The 17,436-nt window shown below is 53.9% G+C and carries 15 protein-coding genes, 1 tRNA gene and 2 pseudogenes; 8 read left to right on the top strand and 10 right to left on the bottom strand.

Translation table 11 applies throughout. The features are described 5' to 3' along the window. Positions 1-184: 184 nt before the first annotated feature. Positions 185-988, top strand: coding sequence for an undecaprenyl-diphosphate phosphatase (locus tag BLU89_RS13750; RefSeq protein WP_074737421.1), 804 nt, complete (start codon positions 185-187; stop codon positions 986-988). Here BLU89_RS13750 and BLU89_RS13755 read toward each other — a convergent pair whose 3' ends face one another. Beyond that, positions 989-1,972, bottom strand: a complete 984-nt coding sequence (locus tag BLU89_RS13755) for a complex I NDUFA9 subunit family protein (protein WP_074737591.1) — start codon at positions 1,970-1,972, stop codon at positions 989-991. 196 nt (positions 1,973-2,168) lie between these two features. Between BLU89_RS13755 and BLU89_RS13760 the strand changes: the two genes are divergently transcribed. From BLU89_RS13760 to BLU89_RS13790, 7 genes are all read left to right on the top strand, one after another. Continuing rightward, a tRNA-Leu gene (locus BLU89_RS13760) sits at positions 2,169-2,255 on the top strand. A 674-nt stretch (positions 2,256-2,929) separates the two neighbouring features. Beyond that, positions 2,930-4,285, top strand: coding sequence for a homogentisate 1,2-dioxygenase (hmgA, locus tag BLU89_RS13765; protein ID WP_245709762.1), 1,356 nt, complete (start codon positions 2,930-2,932; stop codon positions 4,283-4,285). 199 nt (positions 4,286-4,484) lie between these two features. After that, complete coding sequence (gene fahA / locus BLU89_RS13770; RefSeq protein ID WP_074737422.1) at positions 4,485-5,744, top strand: fumarylacetoacetase; 1,260 nt, start codon at positions 4,485-4,487, stop codon at positions 5,742-5,744. A gap of 12 nt (positions 5,745-5,756) precedes the next feature. Then, complete coding sequence (locus BLU89_RS13775; protein ID WP_074737423.1) at positions 5,757-6,707, top strand: MBL fold metallo-hydrolase; 951 nt, start codon at positions 5,757-5,759, stop codon at positions 6,705-6,707. A 138-nt stretch (positions 6,708-6,845) separates the two neighbouring features. Beyond that, the gene (locus BLU89_RS13780; RefSeq protein WP_074737424.1) at positions 6,846-8,465 is read left to right on the top strand and encodes an FAD-dependent oxidoreductase; all 1,620 of its coding nucleotides are present in this window, start codon (positions 6,846-6,848) and stop codon (positions 8,463-8,465) included. A 5-nt stretch (positions 8,466-8,470) separates the two neighbouring features. Then, positions 8,471-8,668, top strand: coding sequence for a DUF2783 domain-containing protein (locus BLU89_RS13785; RefSeq protein WP_074737425.1), 198 nt, complete (start codon positions 8,471-8,473; stop codon positions 8,666-8,668). A gap of 4 nt (positions 8,669-8,672) precedes the next feature. After that, the gene (locus BLU89_RS13790; protein WP_074737426.1) at positions 8,673-9,215 is read left to right on the top strand and encodes a VOC family protein; all 543 of its coding nucleotides are present in this window, start codon (positions 8,673-8,675) and stop codon (positions 9,213-9,215) included. Positions 9,216-9,388: 173 nt separating this feature from the next. Here the strand turns inward: BLU89_RS13790 and BLU89_RS13795 are convergent, their stop codons facing one another. The 9 genes and pseudogenes from BLU89_RS13795 to BLU89_RS13835 all read right to left on the bottom strand — a co-directional run bounded on the left by BLU89_RS13795 (position 9,389) and on the right by BLU89_RS13835 (position 17,432). After that, a complete protein-coding gene (locus tag BLU89_RS13795) occupies positions 9,389-10,381 on the bottom strand; it encodes a methylenetetrahydrofolate reductase (protein WP_074737427.1) in 993 nt (330 codons plus the stop codon). After that, a complete protein-coding gene (locus BLU89_RS13800; RefSeq protein ID WP_074737428.1) occupies positions 10,378-10,959 on the bottom strand; it encodes a methylenetetrahydrofolate reductase C-terminal domain-containing protein in 582 nt (193 codons plus the stop codon). Before BLU89_RS13800 ends, BLU89_RS13795 begins: the two co-directional genes overlap by 4 nt. A 686-nt stretch (positions 10,960-11,645) precedes the next feature. Continuing rightward, positions 11,646-11,844, bottom strand: a pseudogene (locus BLU89_RS13805) (IS6 family transposase); the annotation flags it as partial. A gap of 317 nt (positions 11,845-12,161) precedes the next feature. Next, positions 12,162-12,764 carry an IS630 family transposase gene (locus BLU89_RS13810; protein ID WP_176797708.1) on the bottom strand — a complete coding sequence of 201 codons (603 nt, stop codon included), beginning with the start codon at positions 12,762-12,764 and terminating at the stop codon, positions 12,162-12,164. Then, positions 12,734-13,120 (bottom strand): helix-turn-helix domain-containing protein, encoded by a 387-nt coding sequence (locus tag BLU89_RS13815; protein ID WP_074737430.1) that lies wholly within the window; start codon positions 13,118-13,120, stop codon positions 12,734-12,736. Before BLU89_RS13815 ends, BLU89_RS13810 begins: the two co-directional genes overlap by 31 nt. Positions 13,121-13,262: 142 nt before the next feature. Beyond that, positions 13,263-13,565 (bottom strand): annotated as a pseudogene (locus BLU89_RS21750) (DUF4172 domain-containing protein); the annotation flags it as partial. A 191-nt stretch (positions 13,566-13,756) separates the two neighbouring features. Continuing rightward, entirely contained in the window at positions 13,757-15,739 is a 1,983-nt protein-coding gene (locus tag BLU89_RS13825; RefSeq protein WP_074737431.1) for a hypothetical protein, read from the bottom strand. Next, positions 15,740-16,588, bottom strand: a complete 849-nt coding sequence (locus BLU89_RS13830) for a hypothetical protein (RefSeq protein WP_074737432.1) — start codon at positions 16,586-16,588, stop codon at positions 15,740-15,742. A gap of 58 nt (positions 16,589-16,646) precedes the next feature. Further along, positions 16,647-17,432, bottom strand: coding sequence for a hypothetical protein (locus BLU89_RS13835; protein ID WP_143030585.1), 786 nt, complete (start codon positions 17,430-17,432; stop codon positions 16,647-16,649). Between the last annotated feature and the right edge of the window lie 4 nt (positions 17,433-17,436).

Raw genomic sequence — 17,436 nt, forward strand, 5'->3', positions numbered from 1 at the left:
TGTCATGCAGGATGAAAAGTCAACTACGCTGACCTATTTTAGAATAAATTGGCTGCCTGAGAGGTTATTGGCGAATTTCTTCTGATATTTAGTTCCGATTCGGACCTATCTGCGCACTTCCCTTTCCTGCGACGCGCTTATACCCATTGATAATAATAAAACGACCATAACACTGGCAGAGCAGATGAGCCTTATTCACTTGATTCTTGTGGCGATTGTGCAAGGCATAACCGAGTTTTTGCCCGTCTCGTCCTCGGGTCACCTCATCCTGCTACCCGGCCTGACCGGTGCAAACGATCAAGGGCTGGCAATCGATGTTGCGGTGCATGTGGGAACCCTTGGCGCGGTTGTTCTGTATTTCCAGTCCGATGTGAAGCAGGCGCTGTCAGGGGTGCCACATGTGATACGCGGCCGAATCGATACCCCACAGGCGCGTCTGGCGCTGGGCTTGATAATCGCAACCATTCCAACAGTGATTGTCGGCGCAATCCTGTACCTGACCGGGCTCGACCAATCTTTACGCTCGGTTGCGGTAATTGGCTGGGCGATGCTGGGCTTTGGCCTGTTGCTGTATTGGATTGATCAGACCGGACCGCAAACCAAACAGGTCTCCGATTGGTGCCTGCGCGATGCGATGATCATGGGATTGTGGCAGATGCTGGCATTGATCCCGGGAACCTCCCGATCCGGCATCACAATCACGGGCGCCCGAAAGCTTGGCTATACAAGGGAAGACGGTGCCCGGATTGCGATGCTGATGTCCATCCCGACGATTCTGGCCTCGGGTGTCCTGCTTTCGATTGACGTCATCCGCGACGCGGACGCGCAACTGGCGAAAGACGGCGCCATTGCCGCAGCATTCGCTTTTGTTTCGGCGCTGTTGGCGCTGAACCTGATGATGCGACTGTTGCGTAGTGTCAGTTTCACGCCTTACGTGATCTATCGAGTCATTGTCGGAGCGATCCTGCTGCTGATCGCCTACACCTGATCAGATCCGCAGATTACTTGCCGAATTCTGAATGTCGTCATATTGCCCTGAGGGGCGGAATTTCCACAAATATTCAGGCAGAACCGATTCCAGCGTCGCAGGCTCGATCCCCAGATCTGCAAAGCCCTTGGCGTCTTTTTCCACCACATTGTCGCGGCGCAGATTCTTGAGCTGGTCGCGGGTCAGGATATTGTTCGGAAACAACTGGAAACTGACGAATTTTGCAACATCCAGCACACCTGCCATGATCTTGGCAGCCCAAAACGGCATTCCGATAATGATTCGACGGCGATGGATCACGTCCAGCATTTGCTGCATCAGGGACCGGAAACTCTTGGTCTCGGGCCCACCAAGTTCATAGACACCTGACGGCGCCGCACCCAGAACGCCCTTTACGGCCGCATGCGCTACATCATCGACAAAGACCGGTTGAAACTTCGTATCCGCACCGACGAGCGGCAGGAACGGGCTTATCCGAGTCATACCGGCAAAGCGGTTGAAAAACTGGTCTTCCGTTCCGAAAATGATCGAAGGGCGCAAGATGACCGCATTTGGCATATGCTGTAATACGCCTGCCTCGCCCTGCGCTTTGGTACGTGCGTATTCACTGTCTGCCTCCAAGTCCGCACCGATGGCCGAGATGTGGACCATGCGGTCAACACCGTGCGCCGCCGCCAGCCGCGCAATCCGTTCGGCGCCATCGGCCTGAACCGCGTCAAATGCGTTCTTGCCCAGCTCATTCAGTACGCCCACGCAATTCACTACGGCATCGGCCCCATGCATTACCGCCGCGACCGACGCATCGTCACGAATATTGCACAGGATGGGTTCAACCTGCCCGACGACGCCATATGGCCGGACAAACATCGCCTCGTTTGGCCGCCGCACGGCGACGCGTACACGCCAGCCTTCGGCAGCCATCCGCCGCGCGATATAACGGCCGACAAAGCCCGATCCACCGTAAATCGTGACCAGTTTGGACATGATGGCGCTCCTGCTGATGGTTCTCATCTGATTTATCGCCCAAGCGCCCGGCGAACAAGGCGCAATAACGCCGCGCATCCGTGAATTTCCAGCATGCAGTTACAAAGCCGGGGAAGGCATCAAAAAACTTTCAAAATCTCCCCGATTCCTGTTGACGCCCCGTGCCAGTCGGCTTAAACGCCCCTCCACGACACCTGCCCAGGTGGCGGAATTGGTAGACGCGCTAGCTTCAGGTGCTAGTGTCCGTATGGACGTGGAGGTTCGAGTCCTCTCCTGGGCACCAATGAATTCCCCATACTATATATTAAATCAATCGCTTAGCGGGAATCTCTTGCCTGGAAAGATCACGCTATGTCTATAGTCATCTTTGAGGCAGAAGCGATTCTGGTCATGACCCAATACATCGAACAGAAGACAGCCAACGAGTTATGGTGTTTTCGCAGGCATACCCCTCATGAAATTCAGTGGCACCACCCAAAGCTGAACTAACGAGGCGAACCATAATTTCCCCTACAACTGAAGGGCCGTATTGAAGTTGCTAAGCTGGCGCACAGGAAAGCAACAGAACAAGACGGTTCTTGCCCTATTCTCTTGTTTAACACCTAAAAACCAAATCTTGGTCGGGGAAGGAGTGATATGGTCACTTTTGAGCGCATTCGTTTGTCGCTCTGCGCGCCACATACCTTGGATACGCTCTATCTGGCGTAAAGCGGGGCGCGTCAGAATTGTGCAAGTGTCCAGCACTGATGACTTTCGCAAATAAAGAGTCCCGCCAATGTGCAAAGCCTGGGTTTTGGCCCAGAACACACTCGAGAGCGGTTCGGCGATTTATTGCACATCTCAGTCATCTTTTTTCAGGATCAGCGCCCGTCAAGCTTGTTGGTTACAAAATCAACTATTAGCAAACTGCTTAAATTCGATCGGATCTGCCCGAAAGGAACGCGCGAAATGAATGAAATGTCAAAAACCGAACGCATGACGGTTGCCCCGTCCTTGAAGGGTCCGCACGAAGGTTACATGCCGGGTTTCGGAAACGACTATGAGACCGAAGCGCTGCCTGATGCCCTGCCTCAAGGCATGAACAGCCCGCAGAAATGTAACTATGGGCTATATGGTGAGCAGCTTTCGGGCACCGCCTTCACGGCTCCCGCGCATCAGAACGAGCGTACATGGTGCTACCGCATCCGCCCGTCGGTAAAGCACTCACACCGCTACGAAAAAATCGATGTTCCGCATTGGAAATCGGCGCCCAATGTTGCCCCTGATGTCATCAGTCTGGGCCAGTACCGCTGGAGTCCGATGCCTCACACCGAAGAAACGCTTACTTGGATCACCGGTATGCACACCATGACCACTGCCGGGGATGTGAATACACAAGTCGGTATGGCCAGTCATATCTATATGGTGAACACATCGATGGAGGATGACTATTTCTTTTCGGCCGATTCCGAATTGCTGGTGGTCCCGCAGGAAGGGATTCTGCGGTTCTATACTGAGCTGGGAATCATCGACGTTGAGCCCAAGGAAATCGCTATCATTCCGCGTGGTCTGGTCTATCGCGTCGAGGTACTTGAAGGCCCCGCACGTGGATTCGTCTGCGAGAATTACGGCCAGAAATTCGAACTGCCGGGTCGTGGACCGATCGGCGCGAACTGCATGGCCAACCCGCGCGACTTCAAGGCGCCAGTGGCGGCGTTCGAAGACCGTGAGGTGCCTTCGACCGTGACCGTCAAATGGTGTGGCCAGTTCCACACCACCAAGATCGGACACAGCCCGTTGGACGTGGTGGCATGGCACGGCAACTATGCACCGGTAAAATATGACCTGCGCACCTATTGTCCGGTCGGCTCGATCCTGTTTGACCACCCCGATCCGTCGATCTTTACCGTTCTGACCGCTCCGTCTGGTCAGCCCGGCACCGCCAATATCGACTTTGTTCTGTTCCGCGAGCGCTGGATGGTGATGGAAGATACCTTCCGTCCGCCCTGGTACCACAAGAACATCATGTCCGAGCTGATGGGCAACATCTACGGCCAGTATGACGCCAAGCCGCAGGGTTTTTCTCCGGGCGGCATGAGTTTGCACAACATGATGCTGCCGCATGGTCCGGATCGCGAAGCGTTTGAAAAGGCATCGAACTCAAACCTGGGACCCGACAAGCTGGAAGACACCATGTCCTTCATGTTCGAAACCCGCTTTCCGCAACACCTGACGGTATTCGCCGCCAATGAGGCGCCGCTACAGGACGACTACATCGACTGCTGGAGTGACATTGAAAAGAAATTCGACGGCACGCCCGGGAAGAAGAAATGAGGCCGCACACCTATTGGCGATTGGGGATGAGCCGATGTTGGCGGATGTGTGCATGGTTCCTCAGTACTGCACCGCGCGGCGCTGAGGTTTGGACCTGTCTCGCTATCCGCGCCTGATCGAAATCGAATAAACCTGCCTCATGCGTCCCGCATTCGCGGATGCGACGCCTGAGGCGCAACAAGATGCAGAGTAACAGCTTATGAGCCAACTTAAGAAATCATGGGTGCAAAGCGCAAATACCGCCAACCACCCGTTTCCACTGAACAACTTGCCCTATGGCGTCTTTTCAGTCGCCGAGGAGGAACCCCGATGTGGTGTGGCCATCGGTGACATGATCCTCGATCTGGCCGCCGCCGAAGAGGTCGGCCTGATCGATCTGGCGGATGCCCCGGTATTTGACCTGCCGTTCTGGAACGACTTCATGGACCTCGGCAGCGAGGCATGGGATGCGCTGCGCGAACGCCTTACCGGTCTGCTGGTCGAAGGTGCCACCGAACAAGCCGCGGTTGAACCCCATTTGGTGCCAATGAGCTCCGTCCAGATGCACATGCCGATCGTGGTCAGCGAATACACCGACTTCTACGCAGGCCGGCACCATGCTTTCAATGTCGGCACCATGTTCCGCGGGCCGGAAAACGCGCTGCCGCCCAATTGGCTGCACATTCCGATTGGTTATAACGGCCGTGCCTCTTCAGTGATCCTGTCCGGCAGCGATGTGCGCCGCCCCTGGGGTCAGCTGAAAGGCCCGAATGACACGCTGCCGCGTTTTGCCCCCTGCGCCCGGTTCGATATCGAGCTTGAGATGGGCGCCATTGTCGGCACATCGTCAGACGGCCCGATCACCGTGCAGGAAGCCGACGACAACATATTTGGCTATGTGCTTCTGAACGATTGGTCCGCCCGTGACATCCAGGCCTGGGAATACCAGCCGCTCGGGCCGTTTCAGGCCAAGGCCACCGCGACTTCGATCAGCCCGTGGATCGTGACCAAGGCGGCGCTGGAACCGTTCCGTTGCCACACCCCCGCGCGTGAGTTCGAGCTGCTGGATCACCTTAAGGACTGCGGCCCGATGCTTTATGACATTGATCTCGAAGTCACGCTTGCGCCCGAGGGCAAAGACGCCTCGACCATCGCGCGCACGAACTACAATGAGATGTATTATTCGGCTGCGCAGCAGCTGGCGCATCACACCACGTCGGGCTGTGCGATGAATGTGGGCGACCTGCTAGGGTCGGGCACGATCTCAGGACCTCAAAAGGAAAACCGCGGCTCACTGCTGGAACTTAGCTGGGGCGCGAAAGATCCCTTCATTCTGGATACCGGAGAAACCCGTTCCTTCATCGAAGACGGCGACACCTTGACCCTCAAGGGTGCGGCGCGCGGCGACGGTTACACAATTGGGTTCGGCGACTGTGTAGGCACGGTTCTGCCCGCATTGGACAACCCCTTTAAACACTAAGGAAACTTGAAAATGGCAAAAAAATTCGCGTCCCAAGGGGACATGACCGAAAAGAAAATCACATTCGACGAAATCGGTGAGGGTCTGTATGCTTTTACCGCCGAGGGTGACCCAAACTCGGGCATTATCATTGGTGACGACAGTGTGATGATCGTCGAGGCACAGGCCACCCCGCGTCTGGCCAACAAGGTGATCGAATGCGTGCGCTCGGTGACTGACAAACCGATCAGCCACGTTGTTCTGACCCACTATCACGCCGTGCGCGTTCTGGGCGCCAGCGCCTTTGGCGCACCGCAGATCATCATGTCGGACAAAGCGCGATCGATGGTTGTTGAACGCGGTCAGGAAGACTGGGACAGTGAATTCCAGCGCTTTCCTCGTTTGTTCGAAGGCCATGAGAGCATCCCCGGTCTGACCTGGCCGACCACGACCTTCTCGGACAGCATGACCGTTTACCTGGGCAACCGCCGCGTGGACATCAAACAGATCGGTCGCGCCCATACCGCTGGGGATGCGGTGATCCATGTCCCGGACCAGAACGTCATGTTCACCGGTGACATCGTTGAAGACCATTCGGCCTGTTATTGCGGCGATGGTCACTTCAACGACTGGGGTCAGACGCTGAACAACATCAAGGCCTATGACGTGGACGCCATCGCGCCGGGCCGGGGCGATGCTTTGATCGGCAAAGAGGCTGTGAACAGGGCGATTGAAAGCACCCGTGACTTCGTGAACAGCACCTACCAGCCCGCCGCCAAGGTTGCAGCCCGCAACGGTTCCCTGAAAGAGGCATGGGACGCCGTGCGCGCAGCCTGCGATCCGAAATTCGCCGACTACGCGATCTACGAACACTGCCTGCCATTCAACGTCGCCCGCGCCTATGACGAAGCGCGCGGCATCGATACCCCAAGGATCTGGACTGCTCAGCGCGACCTGGAAATGTGGGAGGCGCTACAGGGCTGACGCAACCCGGTGAGGCGACGCCATACCCGGCGCACCGCCTCACCGGAACCAACCAATGCCTAAGCGAGCGTTCTGGCGAATTTCCAGAGCCACCCCAACGCTTGCCCCAGACACAGCTCTATTCAGGACGAGGTCAACATGCTGCAAGAAAGATACCAACTCGCATACAAACTCTATCCGTATGAACGCTCTGCGGATCAGGATCAGGACACGCCAGTGCGTCATCCGGTGGTTGTTTTGGGGGGCGGTCCGATCGGCGTGGCAACAGCGCTGGATCTTGGCCGACAGGGCATTCCGGTTCTGGTTCTGGACGACCACGAAGGTGTTGGCATGGGCAGCCGCGCCATCTGCTTTGCCAAACGCGCCCTGGAAATCGCAGACCGCTATGGCTGCGGCAAGCCGATGCTGGACAAAGGCGTTGTGTGGAACCTCGGCAAGGTGTTCCACAAGGAAGAGAAAGTATTTGAGTTCAACCTGCTGCCCGAAGAAGGCCATGAGTTCCCCGCCTTCATCAACCTGCAGCAGCCCTATTTTGAACAATTCATGATCGAACGGGTCCGCGACCTTCAAAAAGACGGCGTACCGATCGAGATTCGTGGCGGCAACCGGGTCGATAGCGTCACGGTCAAGGATGACCACATTGTGCTTGAGATCATGACACCCGAAGGCCCCTATAAGCTTGAGGCCGACTGGTTGATTGGTTGCGACGGCGCATCGTCGCCGTTGCGCAACATGCTGGGCTATGACTTTACCGGCAAGGTCTTCCAGGACAGCTTTCTGATCGCTGACATCAGGATGAAGGCAGATTTTCCGACCGAACGCTGGTTCTGGTTTGAGCCAACCCATGGCTCGGGGGCCTCGACCCTTCTGCACAAGCAACCCGATGACATCTGGCGCGTGGACTTCCAGATCGGGTGGGATGTGGACCGCAAGGAAGAGATGAAAGAGGAAAACATTCGCCGCCGTCTGGATGCCTTCCTGGGCGATAGCGTTCAGTACGATATGGTCTGGTCCTCAATCTACACCTTCCAGTGCAAACGCATGGAACAGTTTCGCCATGGCCGCGTGATCTTTGCCGGTGATGCGGCGCATCAGGTTTCGCCGTTCGGTGCGCGCGGGGCCAACTCGGGTATGCAGGACGTCGACAATCTGGGCTGGAAGCTTGGCATGGTCATCAAGGGCCAGGCGCCGGAAACCTTGCTGGACAGCTACAATACGGAGCGGATTCATGGGGCTGACGAAAATATCCTGAACTCGACACGCTCCACCGATTTCATCACACCAAAATCCGATGTGTCGAAAGTTCTGCGCAACGCAGTTCTGCAGCTGAGCAAGGACTATGAATTCGCCCGCCCGCTGGTGAATTCCGGTCGTCTCAGTCTGCCGTGCACATATGATGGCTCGCCGTTGAACTCGGCGGATGCGCTGGGCGGGCCTGCGCGTACACGCCCCGGATCGCCCTGCCCGGACGCGCCGCTGGGTGATACATTCCTGCTGCCCATGCTTGGCAATGAATTCACGTTGCTGACCATCAATGCCGATGCACCGGACACTCTGGAGGAAAGCGGTGTCCAGGTGAAGCGTGTCGCCTTGTCTGCGTCGGATGACAAGACCGGTGCACTGAAAGAACGCTATCTGGGCGACAATGACAGCGCTGTTTATCTGATCCGACCAGATCAGCACGTTGCAGCGCGCCGCCCGTCCTTTGACGAAACCCATTTCCGCGCAGCAATTCGCCGCGCAACCGGTCAGGAGTAACTCACATGGCCTTCCTCAACACCAAACCCAACATTGATCGTCCCGATGATTTTTACGCCGAACTGCTGTCGGCCCATGACGGGCTGAACAGCGATGAAAGCCAGGACTACAATACCCGGCTGTTGCTGATCCTGGCCAACCATGTCGGCGATCGGGACGTGCTGTCCCAGGCGCTGGCCGCCGCATCTCAAAAAAGGGAGTAAGCCCATGAAAATCGAACAGATTCATCACGTCGCCTATCGCTGCAAGGATGCGAAGGAAACGGTCGAATGGTACGGCAAGATGCTGAACATGGATTTCGTTCTGGCGATTGCCGAAGACCACGTGCCTTCGACACACGAACCCGATCCTTATATGCACCTGTTCCTGGATGCGGGGAACGGCAACGTCCTGGCCTTTTTTGAACTGCCCACCAAGCCGGAAATGGGCCGCGATCCCAACACTCCGATTTGGGTTCAGCATATCGCCTTCAAGGTCAAGGACCGGGAAACCCTGATTAAGTTTAAAGAGCATCTTGAAGCTAACGGGGTTGAGGTTCTGGGTGTGACGGATCACTCGATCTTTCACTCGATCTATTTCTTCGATCCGAGCGGGCATCGCATCGAACTGGCCTGCCCTGATCCCGAGGAAGAGGCGATGCTGGCGCGTATGGACGAGGTTAAGTGGCTGATGTTGGAAGACTGGTCAAAGACCAAGAAAGCCCCGAAACACGCCGACTGGCTGCACGCCAAAGAGCTTGGGAAGAACTGAAGACCCTGAGGTTCGAAAATTCGCCGAAGCCCTGACTGGCGTCGGCGGATTTTGATTGCGGGTTGCTGAAACGGCTTTCACGTTGCTCGCCGGTTTCGCCTTGTATGGTGCAGAGCCTCACCCAAGGACGGTCACAAATCAGCCCAGCAGGTGGATGGGTTTTCATAAACGACTCAGTTCCCGGATGCTGACCCGGACCGTCCACGCAATACGCCCGATTCCAGAATGATCTCGGACACCAGATGCTCACGGCGGTAAGCCATGATGTGCACACCCGAGACGCCGGCGATTTCACTCATCTGCTGGATCAGTTCGATACAGATCTTTTTTCCCTCTTCCGATGGATTCTGCGCCCTTTCCATTCGGTCAATCACCGCTTCCGGGATGTGGATACCGGGTACATTGTTGCGCATCCATCGGGCCGCGCGGGCCGAGGCCAAAGGTCCGACACCCGCGATGATGTAAACGCGTTTGTCCAGACCCAGATCTCTGATCCGGGACATGAATTTTTCAAACAAAGGCACATCGTAGATATAGTTCGTCTGAATATATTCCGCTCCGGCCTCGATCTTTTTAGCCAGCCGATCCGGCCGCCAGTCATATGGTGGGATACAGGGGTTTTCGGCCGCGCCCAGGAACAACTGCGGCGGGCGCGTAATTTTTCGCCCAGACAGAAACTTGCCCTCATCCCGCATGGTCCGGATCGTGCGGAGCAGCGTGAGAGAGTCAAAGTCAAACACCGGCTTTGCCCCGGGCTGATCGCCGACCCCGACGCCATCTCCGGTCAGGCAAAGCACATTGCTGACGCCAAGCGCGGCGGCGCCCAGCACATCACCCTGAATGGCGATCCTGTTCCGATCGCGGCATGAGATCTGATAGACCGGAGAATATCCCGCGCGGGTCAGCAACGCACAGATGCCAATGGATGACATATGGCAATTCGCACCCGACGCATCCGTCGCGTTGATGGCATCCGCAACCTCGCCGAGCGGCTGGGCGGCCTGAAACACATCGTCCGGGTCCGCACTGTCGGGCGGGTTCAGTTCGGCGGTCACGGCGAAACGACCGGATTTCAGGACGCGTTCCAGTCGGCTGTGCGACACACACCCATCCGGTGTGGGGATATGACCGGTTGGTGCAATCTGAGTCGTATCAAATGTGCTCATGTGCCGGAACTCCGATCAACGGCTTTTTCGGGCTCTTCGGCAAGTGGCGCAGATGCCGGTTCGATCGACCGGGCCCCACTGAACGCTTCGGCCAAGGTTGTTCGCGCATTGTCTTTCACTTCACGACGCTGCGCAGCGAGCTCGCGGCTGACACGCAGCCAGGAAGATGACCCTGATAACCCGTGTTCTACGGGTGGCAGAACTTCCTTGATCCGGTCCGATCCCTCACGCATCCGGCTTGCACCATCCCACGCAAGAGCCCAGACACATTTCATCTCTGGCTTCACTTCGCAGAATTCGCCCGGCCTCACACCGCCACACGGTCCGTTGCGCAATTGTTTCGGACAATTCATCGGGCAGGACATACCCGTTGATGACAACACGCATTGGCCGCACATCTTGCAGTCGAACAGCAGCGATTTGACACCCCGTTCAACCAAGGCAACCGGTCGTTCAACCCGATTATACCCGACCCATCGAAAAAACGGATCAAGTGAAACCATCACGGACTCGACCCGTTTGTATATCCACTCAAATGTACGCGCGTGACGGACGGAATACAGTCGCAATCGATACATGAGTGTTATCCTTTTTGGCGTTCAAAGCTTGAGGATTGTAAGATTAGGTCAGGGACACCGAATTTCTGAAAGAGTTGGACCCAGCATACACCGTCACGTGGAATTCAAACCAGCAGGTTCAAAAAAGATAGATGTGGAAGAGAGGTACAATCTTCTCCATCTAACGCCAATCGCGGCTACTCCTGATCAAGACGGTACATTTCGGCGCGAAGCTCCTCACGAGTTACCCCCTTCACAATGTAACGTTCTTGAAGCGCCAAAAACTCTTTTTCGGGTTTACCCCCTCAAAACCAAGAACATGATCTACCATCACTTATTGTTTACCTCACATTGTGGAGAAAACGGTGACGCAAAGTGCTTAGAGAACTTCACTAAACAGAACTTGTCAGTGGTAAAAAGTATTTAATAATAATAATTTACACATGTCACACACAAAGAAAATGGCGACCCCGGCAGGAAACGTACGCATCCCGCCTCGAACCTATATTAAGTTATTGTAAAATTGCAGAAACACCGACGTCTTGCGTAGTGTAAATCCAGCGTAGTGAAAAATACACCACGCCTAATTTCCTACTAAGTGTTCCGCTGTCTCGAATGAACGTGACCTGATCTTCGGGTCGTAGGCCATCGGGTCTGACTTATTAAGTTGGTTCCAATCCTTAACCTCCACGCAAAGCAAGTCACCCTTTGTGGCGACGTGCTGCCTCAGCGATTGCACCAGAATACCGTGTTACCCATCGGTTTAGTGTGGAGTGGTCCACTGAAACACGGCGCTCTGACATGATTTCTTCCAGATCCCGGTATGACACACCGTATCGGACGTAGAAAAAACACCGCGAACAGGATCACATCCTTCCGATATTGCACGCCTTTGAAGGAAATCATGAACTGACTTTCGACTGATTATACCGAAAGTCATTCACCCGCAGCATCCGACCTCGTCAACAGCCAAATGTTTGCAACAGATTCTTTTATTTAAACAAAGAAAGTGTTTGTTAGAGATGCACCTGACTGGGTTCGGGTTCCTCACAACTTGGAAGATGTAGCCAGGAAAGCAAAGAACGGTGCAAACCGGACCTTCACCCAACCGTCAAGATGCTACGCCCGCGGCCCTCAAAACTACCAATCGCTGCACGTGCTCACTCTCGTTACGAATGAAGGACATGCAGGGGGCAGGTCACTGTGCCTAAAGCATTTCGAGATTAGTTTGAGGCATAGCCGGCGGCCTTGAAGTAGTTCCAACACTCATCGGTTTCATAGAGATCACAGATTTCGCCGATTGCGGCGAAAACTGTCGTAAAGGAACGGGCTCCTATCCGCCTGAGATGCGCCTTGAGCTTTGAGAAGGCCTGTTCGATAGGATTCAAATCGGGCGAATATGGGGGCAAGTAGAGGAACCAGCAACCGTGATCACGGAGGGCTTGTGCGGCCTCCTTGTTGCGGTGGGTTGCCAGGTTGTCGAGGATGACCGCCGTGCAGGGTGCGATCTCGGGGATCAGCACTTCACGGACATACGCCGCGAATGCGGCTCCATCCATCGCGCCCTTGATCACCCATGGTGCGATCAGGGTGTCACAAGTCAACCCTGCGATCAGGGTCTGCGTGCCCCAACTGCCGAACGGGGCGTCCATGGTTAACCTTTCGCCTTGTGGTGCCCAATCGCGCAGCCGGGTGAGGTTCGTCTTGACCGCCGTTTCGTCCAAAAACACAACGCGGTCAGGCATTCGGGCGATGGCAGGCGAACGATGCGCCGCCCAATCATCGCGCTGCCGTCTTACCTTTGCACGTCGTCGCTCGGTGGCCACCAACGACCTTTTTTGTGCGTAAAGCCGAGGCGCTTGAGAAGGCTTGCAATCGCTGAATGGTGGACGGTGGCACCTTCGGCTTCGGCAAACGCGTTGCGCAGTTCAAAGAGCGTGATGTCTGGGTCCTGCATCACCAATTCGCGGAAAAAGCCAACATGAGCGGCCAGTTTGCCAGTACCCGGAGGTCGCCCCATAAGCGCAACGGGGGCGGAACCACTGCTCCGAATTTGCCGTGCCCACCGCCCACCCGTTGCAGCGGATACCTGTAATCGGCGCGAAGCCTCTCGCCCAGTTAGCCCTTCACCGATCAGGCGCGCAAATCGCTCTCGAAGTTCCATTGGCAACGGTGCTGGCATAATCCGATCCTCCCAATCAGGGTGAATCACAAATCAGGCCTCAGGGGAATCCCAACGACTCAAACTTTCCTCGAAACACTTTAGTCAGTTCGAGGATGGCGAAGCAAAGGGTTATGATACCATCTATCTAAGCTAAATGACCTTACCACCCTTCGTGCCGTACTTCAGCCCCCCACCCGTCCCGATCCAGCTTCAACCAATATCGCGTGTATCGGAGTTCACCCGTTCGGCTCAGAGCGCCCTTCTCGACCAGATCCTGGAGATTCCGCGTCGCCGTGGCCCGGGACGTTCCCGTGATCGAGATATGGTTCTCGGCGCTCAATCCGCCTTTGAATCCATTCGGCCCAGCGTTGAACAACCGGGCGATTACCTTGCCTTGGCGGGCGTTGAACTGATCGCGATGCCGGTCATAGAAATGCGTCTTGGATATGAAGAAACCAAATCTCGTCCTGTCTCCCCAAATTTACGTAGCATTGAAAGTCCGCGACAGCATTGCCTTTGGGGACAGCTCTCCCTTTTCGATCTTATCCAGTAGTGAAATCAGGTATCGTTTAAGAACCATTTATTGTTCATCTGTTAAGGCGAACATGATAGCCGAAGCTATGGAGGAGAGAAGCGTCAACGTAAGATTAAGTGTTATTCTTGAGCCCAGCTTGGATTAATAACTTTGTTTAGACGTTCAACGCCTTCATCAAATTTTGTATTTTCATCAAAAGCAGGAAGACCCATTCGTTTCACCATGGAGGGGCGTACAAATATCTTTAAGTTGCCGAAGCCACTTTTAAACCACTCATTCTGAAGATGCCCAAATAGCTGCGCATCTTCCCACCAAGTCTTTGTACTTAGCTCCAACAATATGACATCAACTCGCTCTGCCTCTAACAAGGCATTGAACTCATCGGCGCTGCCGCTAGTCAGAATTTTGCTTCCCTGCTCCGAGAACAGATAGAAACTGTCGACAGGACAGCGATACAACGCGCCATTCCTATCGATGGCGATCTTGCGTGCGCCCCGAGCCTTTAAGTGAAGGCATAGACTGTGTTGTAGTTTGGCCCTGGCGCTTTCTCTCTCGTTAATCTGGCTTTGCAGCCGGATGTTTGTAGCTAAGTTCAAAGAGCCGACAAAAAGAGCTGTGATCAAAAGCACAATACGCTGCAGGTAAAGGGGTGTTTTTAGCGTCTTCAAGGAGAAAGTGATCAGCTTGAGGCTGAAAAAGACCAAACAAACCACCAGCAACGCAATGGGAAATCCGTAGCGCAGATTGGCAACTACCGCCGCGCTTAGAGTGATTCCGTCCATCTGAACCGGAAAGAGATAGATAGCTGACATTATCACACAAATTATGAATGCGGTGCATAGCCATGCCTGCCCATCTCCAATTGAGATCAAATTCCGCTTATTCCAGAACCTAAACCAGATTAGAAGCGATGCAGCGATGGCTATCGCATAAACCCAATAACCGACACCTCTTTGAATCAGTGTCACATATGACAACTCGAACAAACTAGGCTCATTCATGAAGGACCGGTTCGTCTCAAACCTCCCTTTGAGAACTGGATCGACATAGTAGGGATAAGCAAAGCCAAGATTGCCGGATTCCGTACGGCTGTATTTCAAATAGTTCTGAATCGCAAAATAGAACACCAGACAACTCGCCACCCAAAGCTCGGCTATTCGAAAAACGGCCCATTTGTGCCTGTACAACAATATCAAACCAATCGCGGACCAGGCAGCACACATATAGATTGCCCCAAGTGTGTGTCCTTGCAAGCTCCCGAGCACCGCAAACAGTGTAACCATGGTGTTAGAAATTGACTGTTTGCACATATAAGAGCAATTGATAGGTTGCGATTGTAGCAACAGCCCAAAAGCTACAAATAACGGCGCGACCACATAGCTATCTCTGCTAAGAGCTCTTAGCTGATACTCCCAACCGGAATGAGAAACGATAAGCGATAGTGCCAAAAAAAACCAAAGAGGCGTAAGCTTGGATTGGCTGGTCACAAAATAAAGAATGCCCGCCACCGCAGCTAAATGGTTGACCCCGATAAGTAAGCGCGGCACCTGGTCGTCGCCAAATCCGGGCGTGGCCGAAGTTAAGAATCCCCAAGTAAGATAAAGGCTGTACGAAATGTCATGGGGATGTTTGGTTCCGGTCAGGTTAAAATACTCCTGAAGGCTTAATCCATCTCTTAGTGATTGGGCAATTCTCGCGGCCTCAAGAAAATATACCGAAATGTCGTTGTCGATATGAAGACGGACGGATTGTGCATACGCCGCGAAAGCGAAATAGCCCGCCAGTAGCCCCAGCGTAACCGGAAGTATGTGAGAGAACTTAAGCGCTACAGAATTCCTTATTTTGCGCCAATTTGAGGAAACATGAAATACGGCAACCACTAGAACGAGAGCAGATATGAGTATAACTGGAAGCGTCGCCATCCAAGGCAGCAGAGGTGCGGGAATTGGCGCATGCACGAGTATTCGACTATATGCGGTAAACAGAGCGGGAAGGAGTGCAAATCCTAGAAGCCAGCTGTTCGAGTTGTTTAACCAGCGGCAAAATGCTACCGGCGCAGCAACGAGCGCGAAAGCAACAGTAATGATAGACAGCATTTGCACTCAGTTTTTCCCGATAAGGTCTTTCGGCATTACTAACAAGGGCAGAACCAAAGCTAAATCGGCGATCAACCACAAAAACCGATGAGTTACTGTGATCTCGACAATATGACGGACAGATAGATCAGAGTTTTCAGGTAGCAGCATGCCAACAACGATTTCCCGGACTCCGATACCGGAAGGCGCAAAAATAGCCAATTGCCCAACCGCAAACGCCAGATTGAACTGACCTGCGGACCAAAGCCAATTTGAGGCTACCGGCAATGCAATAATGGCAAAGCTTAGTCCGAAGAAAACACAACCAACTGCCGCCACCAAAAATGCGCCAACACGATTTGCCCAGCAACCATTGGGTAGGCAAATTTTGAGACTTGCTATGCTGGCGATAAGACCGAGAGTAAGCAGTGCCTGAAAAACCCAGTCGATGCGCAGGGTCAAACTTAGCGATAGAACTCCGGTCAAACCAAATAGTAGTATGAGGATATAAGTTTCCGACAAGAGTATTTTACTTCCCTTGCGTAGATCAATGTTGTTGTGCTTATAGATGGCCAAGCGTCCGGCAATGCCCCAAATGCCACCCGGCAGATATTTGGCAATATCAGCAAGTGAATAGGCGCGCCAGCAAAACAGAGCAGACCTGTTTTCACCATAGCCTTTCAGAGAGAAGTGAACTAGCGCTACCATCAATATCTTGCCCACGACAATCAAAGCTATAGCAGGGAGTGCAGTAGACCATTCAAGTCGAGAGATTGATCGATGCAGCGTCTCCGGTTCTTTGATCAAAATGTAGGTTACAAAACCGATAACAAGCAGCACCCAGAACCGCGTAATGAGCGCATTGTTAATCTTCAATGTTCCCTACTTTCCTTGTTTGGGTAAACCGATCTTTGAAAATGGTCCTAGGCTTGATCTAGGCTTTTCGAAGGCGGTTAATGATCAGTTTAGCTGCGTTGGTCAAGCGATCTCGTCCTTCCGCGATCAGAAAGTTAGGCGTATTATATGCCCACCGTTCTGGATGTGTTGAGACGATAAGCAATTGGTTATTCTTCGCAACCCATTGTCCAAAACTTACCGTTTCGGGCGTTTCAGGTTTCGTTGTCGCAACACCGACACGATCTCGCAAATTCAAGACTTCAGGTGCTCTCCAGCTGCCACCGGTGTCGGTCAAGTACACAAGTTCAGTCTTTGCAAAACTAAGTACTGCGTCAGATACGAGGTTATAGTCCCTTAGGTTAGTTCCTACCAATAGATCTTGATTGTGATAGGGGCTTAGAGGTGCGCCGTGCATCGCAACGCTTTGGCAGGGAGCGATCCCGCGAAATCTTTCGAGATTTTCCGCGAACGATTCAAGAGCTGCCTTTCGGTCACCTCTGCTGCGAGAAAGGCATTCATAGTGGTAACCAACTTCGTGGTTCAGCTCTGAAATCGCAAGAACATAGCGTTCCGGAAAAAGTCCGCGCTTGTTGCAGCGAAAGTAATAGGTCGCCTTGATATTGTTGTTCGCTTCCAGCCTCGCCATGTGAAGTGCGTTTTCAGGACTGCGATCCACATCATGACGCATAACATTCGCATTACAAAGTAAGCCGTCATTTGCTTGCAAGCTTTTGGTAGCTCCAGTGATGGTGAGCCAGTCTCTGCCCGGAATCGTCGCGAGCTTGTCAATGAGTCTCTTGTAGTCAGATAGGTGGAATGCCATTGAC

The sequence above is a fragment of the Ruegeria halocynthiae genome, assembly GCF_900106805.1.
Taxonomy (GTDB): Bacteria; Pseudomonadota; Alphaproteobacteria; order Rhodobacterales; family Rhodobacteraceae; genus Ruegeria; species Ruegeria halocynthiae.

Bases quoted from the DNA above. Each gene is read 5' to 3' on its own strand.
- BLU89_RS13775 (WP_074737423.1), top strand. From the start codon at position 5,757: ATGGCAAAAAAATTCGCGTCCCAAGGGGACATGACCGAAAAGAAAATC.
- BLU89_RS13785 (WP_074737425.1), top strand. From the start codon at position 8,471: ATGGCCTTCCTCAACACCAAACCCAACATTGATCGTCCCGATGATTTT.
- BLU89_RS13750 (WP_074737421.1), top strand. From the start codon at position 185: ATGAGCCTTATTCACTTGATTCTTGTGGCGATTGTGCAAGGCATAACC.
- BLU89_RS13815 (WP_074737430.1), bottom strand. From the start codon at position 13,120: ATGCCAGCACCGTTGCCAATGGAACTTCGAGAGCGATTTGCGCGCCTG.
- BLU89_RS13795 (WP_074737427.1), bottom strand. From the start codon at position 10,381: ATGAGCACATTTGATACGACTCAGATTGCACCAACCGGTCATATCCCC.
- BLU89_RS13790 (WP_074737426.1), top strand. From the start codon at position 8,673: ATGAAAATCGAACAGATTCATCACGTCGCCTATCGCTGCAAGGATGCG.
- BLU89_RS13755 (WP_074737591.1), bottom strand. From the start codon at position 1,972: ATGTCCAAACTGGTCACGATTTACGGTGGATCGGGCTTTGTCGGCCGT.
- BLU89_RS13780 (WP_074737424.1), top strand. From the start codon at position 6,846: ATGCTGCAAGAAAGATACCAACTCGCATACAAACTCTATCCGTATGAA.
- hmgA (WP_245709762.1), top strand. From the start codon at position 2,930: ATGTCAAAAACCGAACGCATGACGGTTGCCCCGTCCTTGAAGGGTCCG.
- BLU89_RS13835 (WP_143030585.1), bottom strand. From the start codon at position 17,432: ATGGCATTCCACCTATCTGACTACAAGAGACTCATTGACAAGCTCGCG.
- fahA (WP_074737422.1), top strand. From the start codon at position 4,485: ATGAGCCAACTTAAGAAATCATGGGTGCAAAGCGCAAATACCGCCAAC.
- BLU89_RS13800 (WP_074737428.1), bottom strand. From the start codon at position 10,959: ATGTATCGATTGCGACTGTATTCCGTCCGTCACGCGCGTACATTTGAG.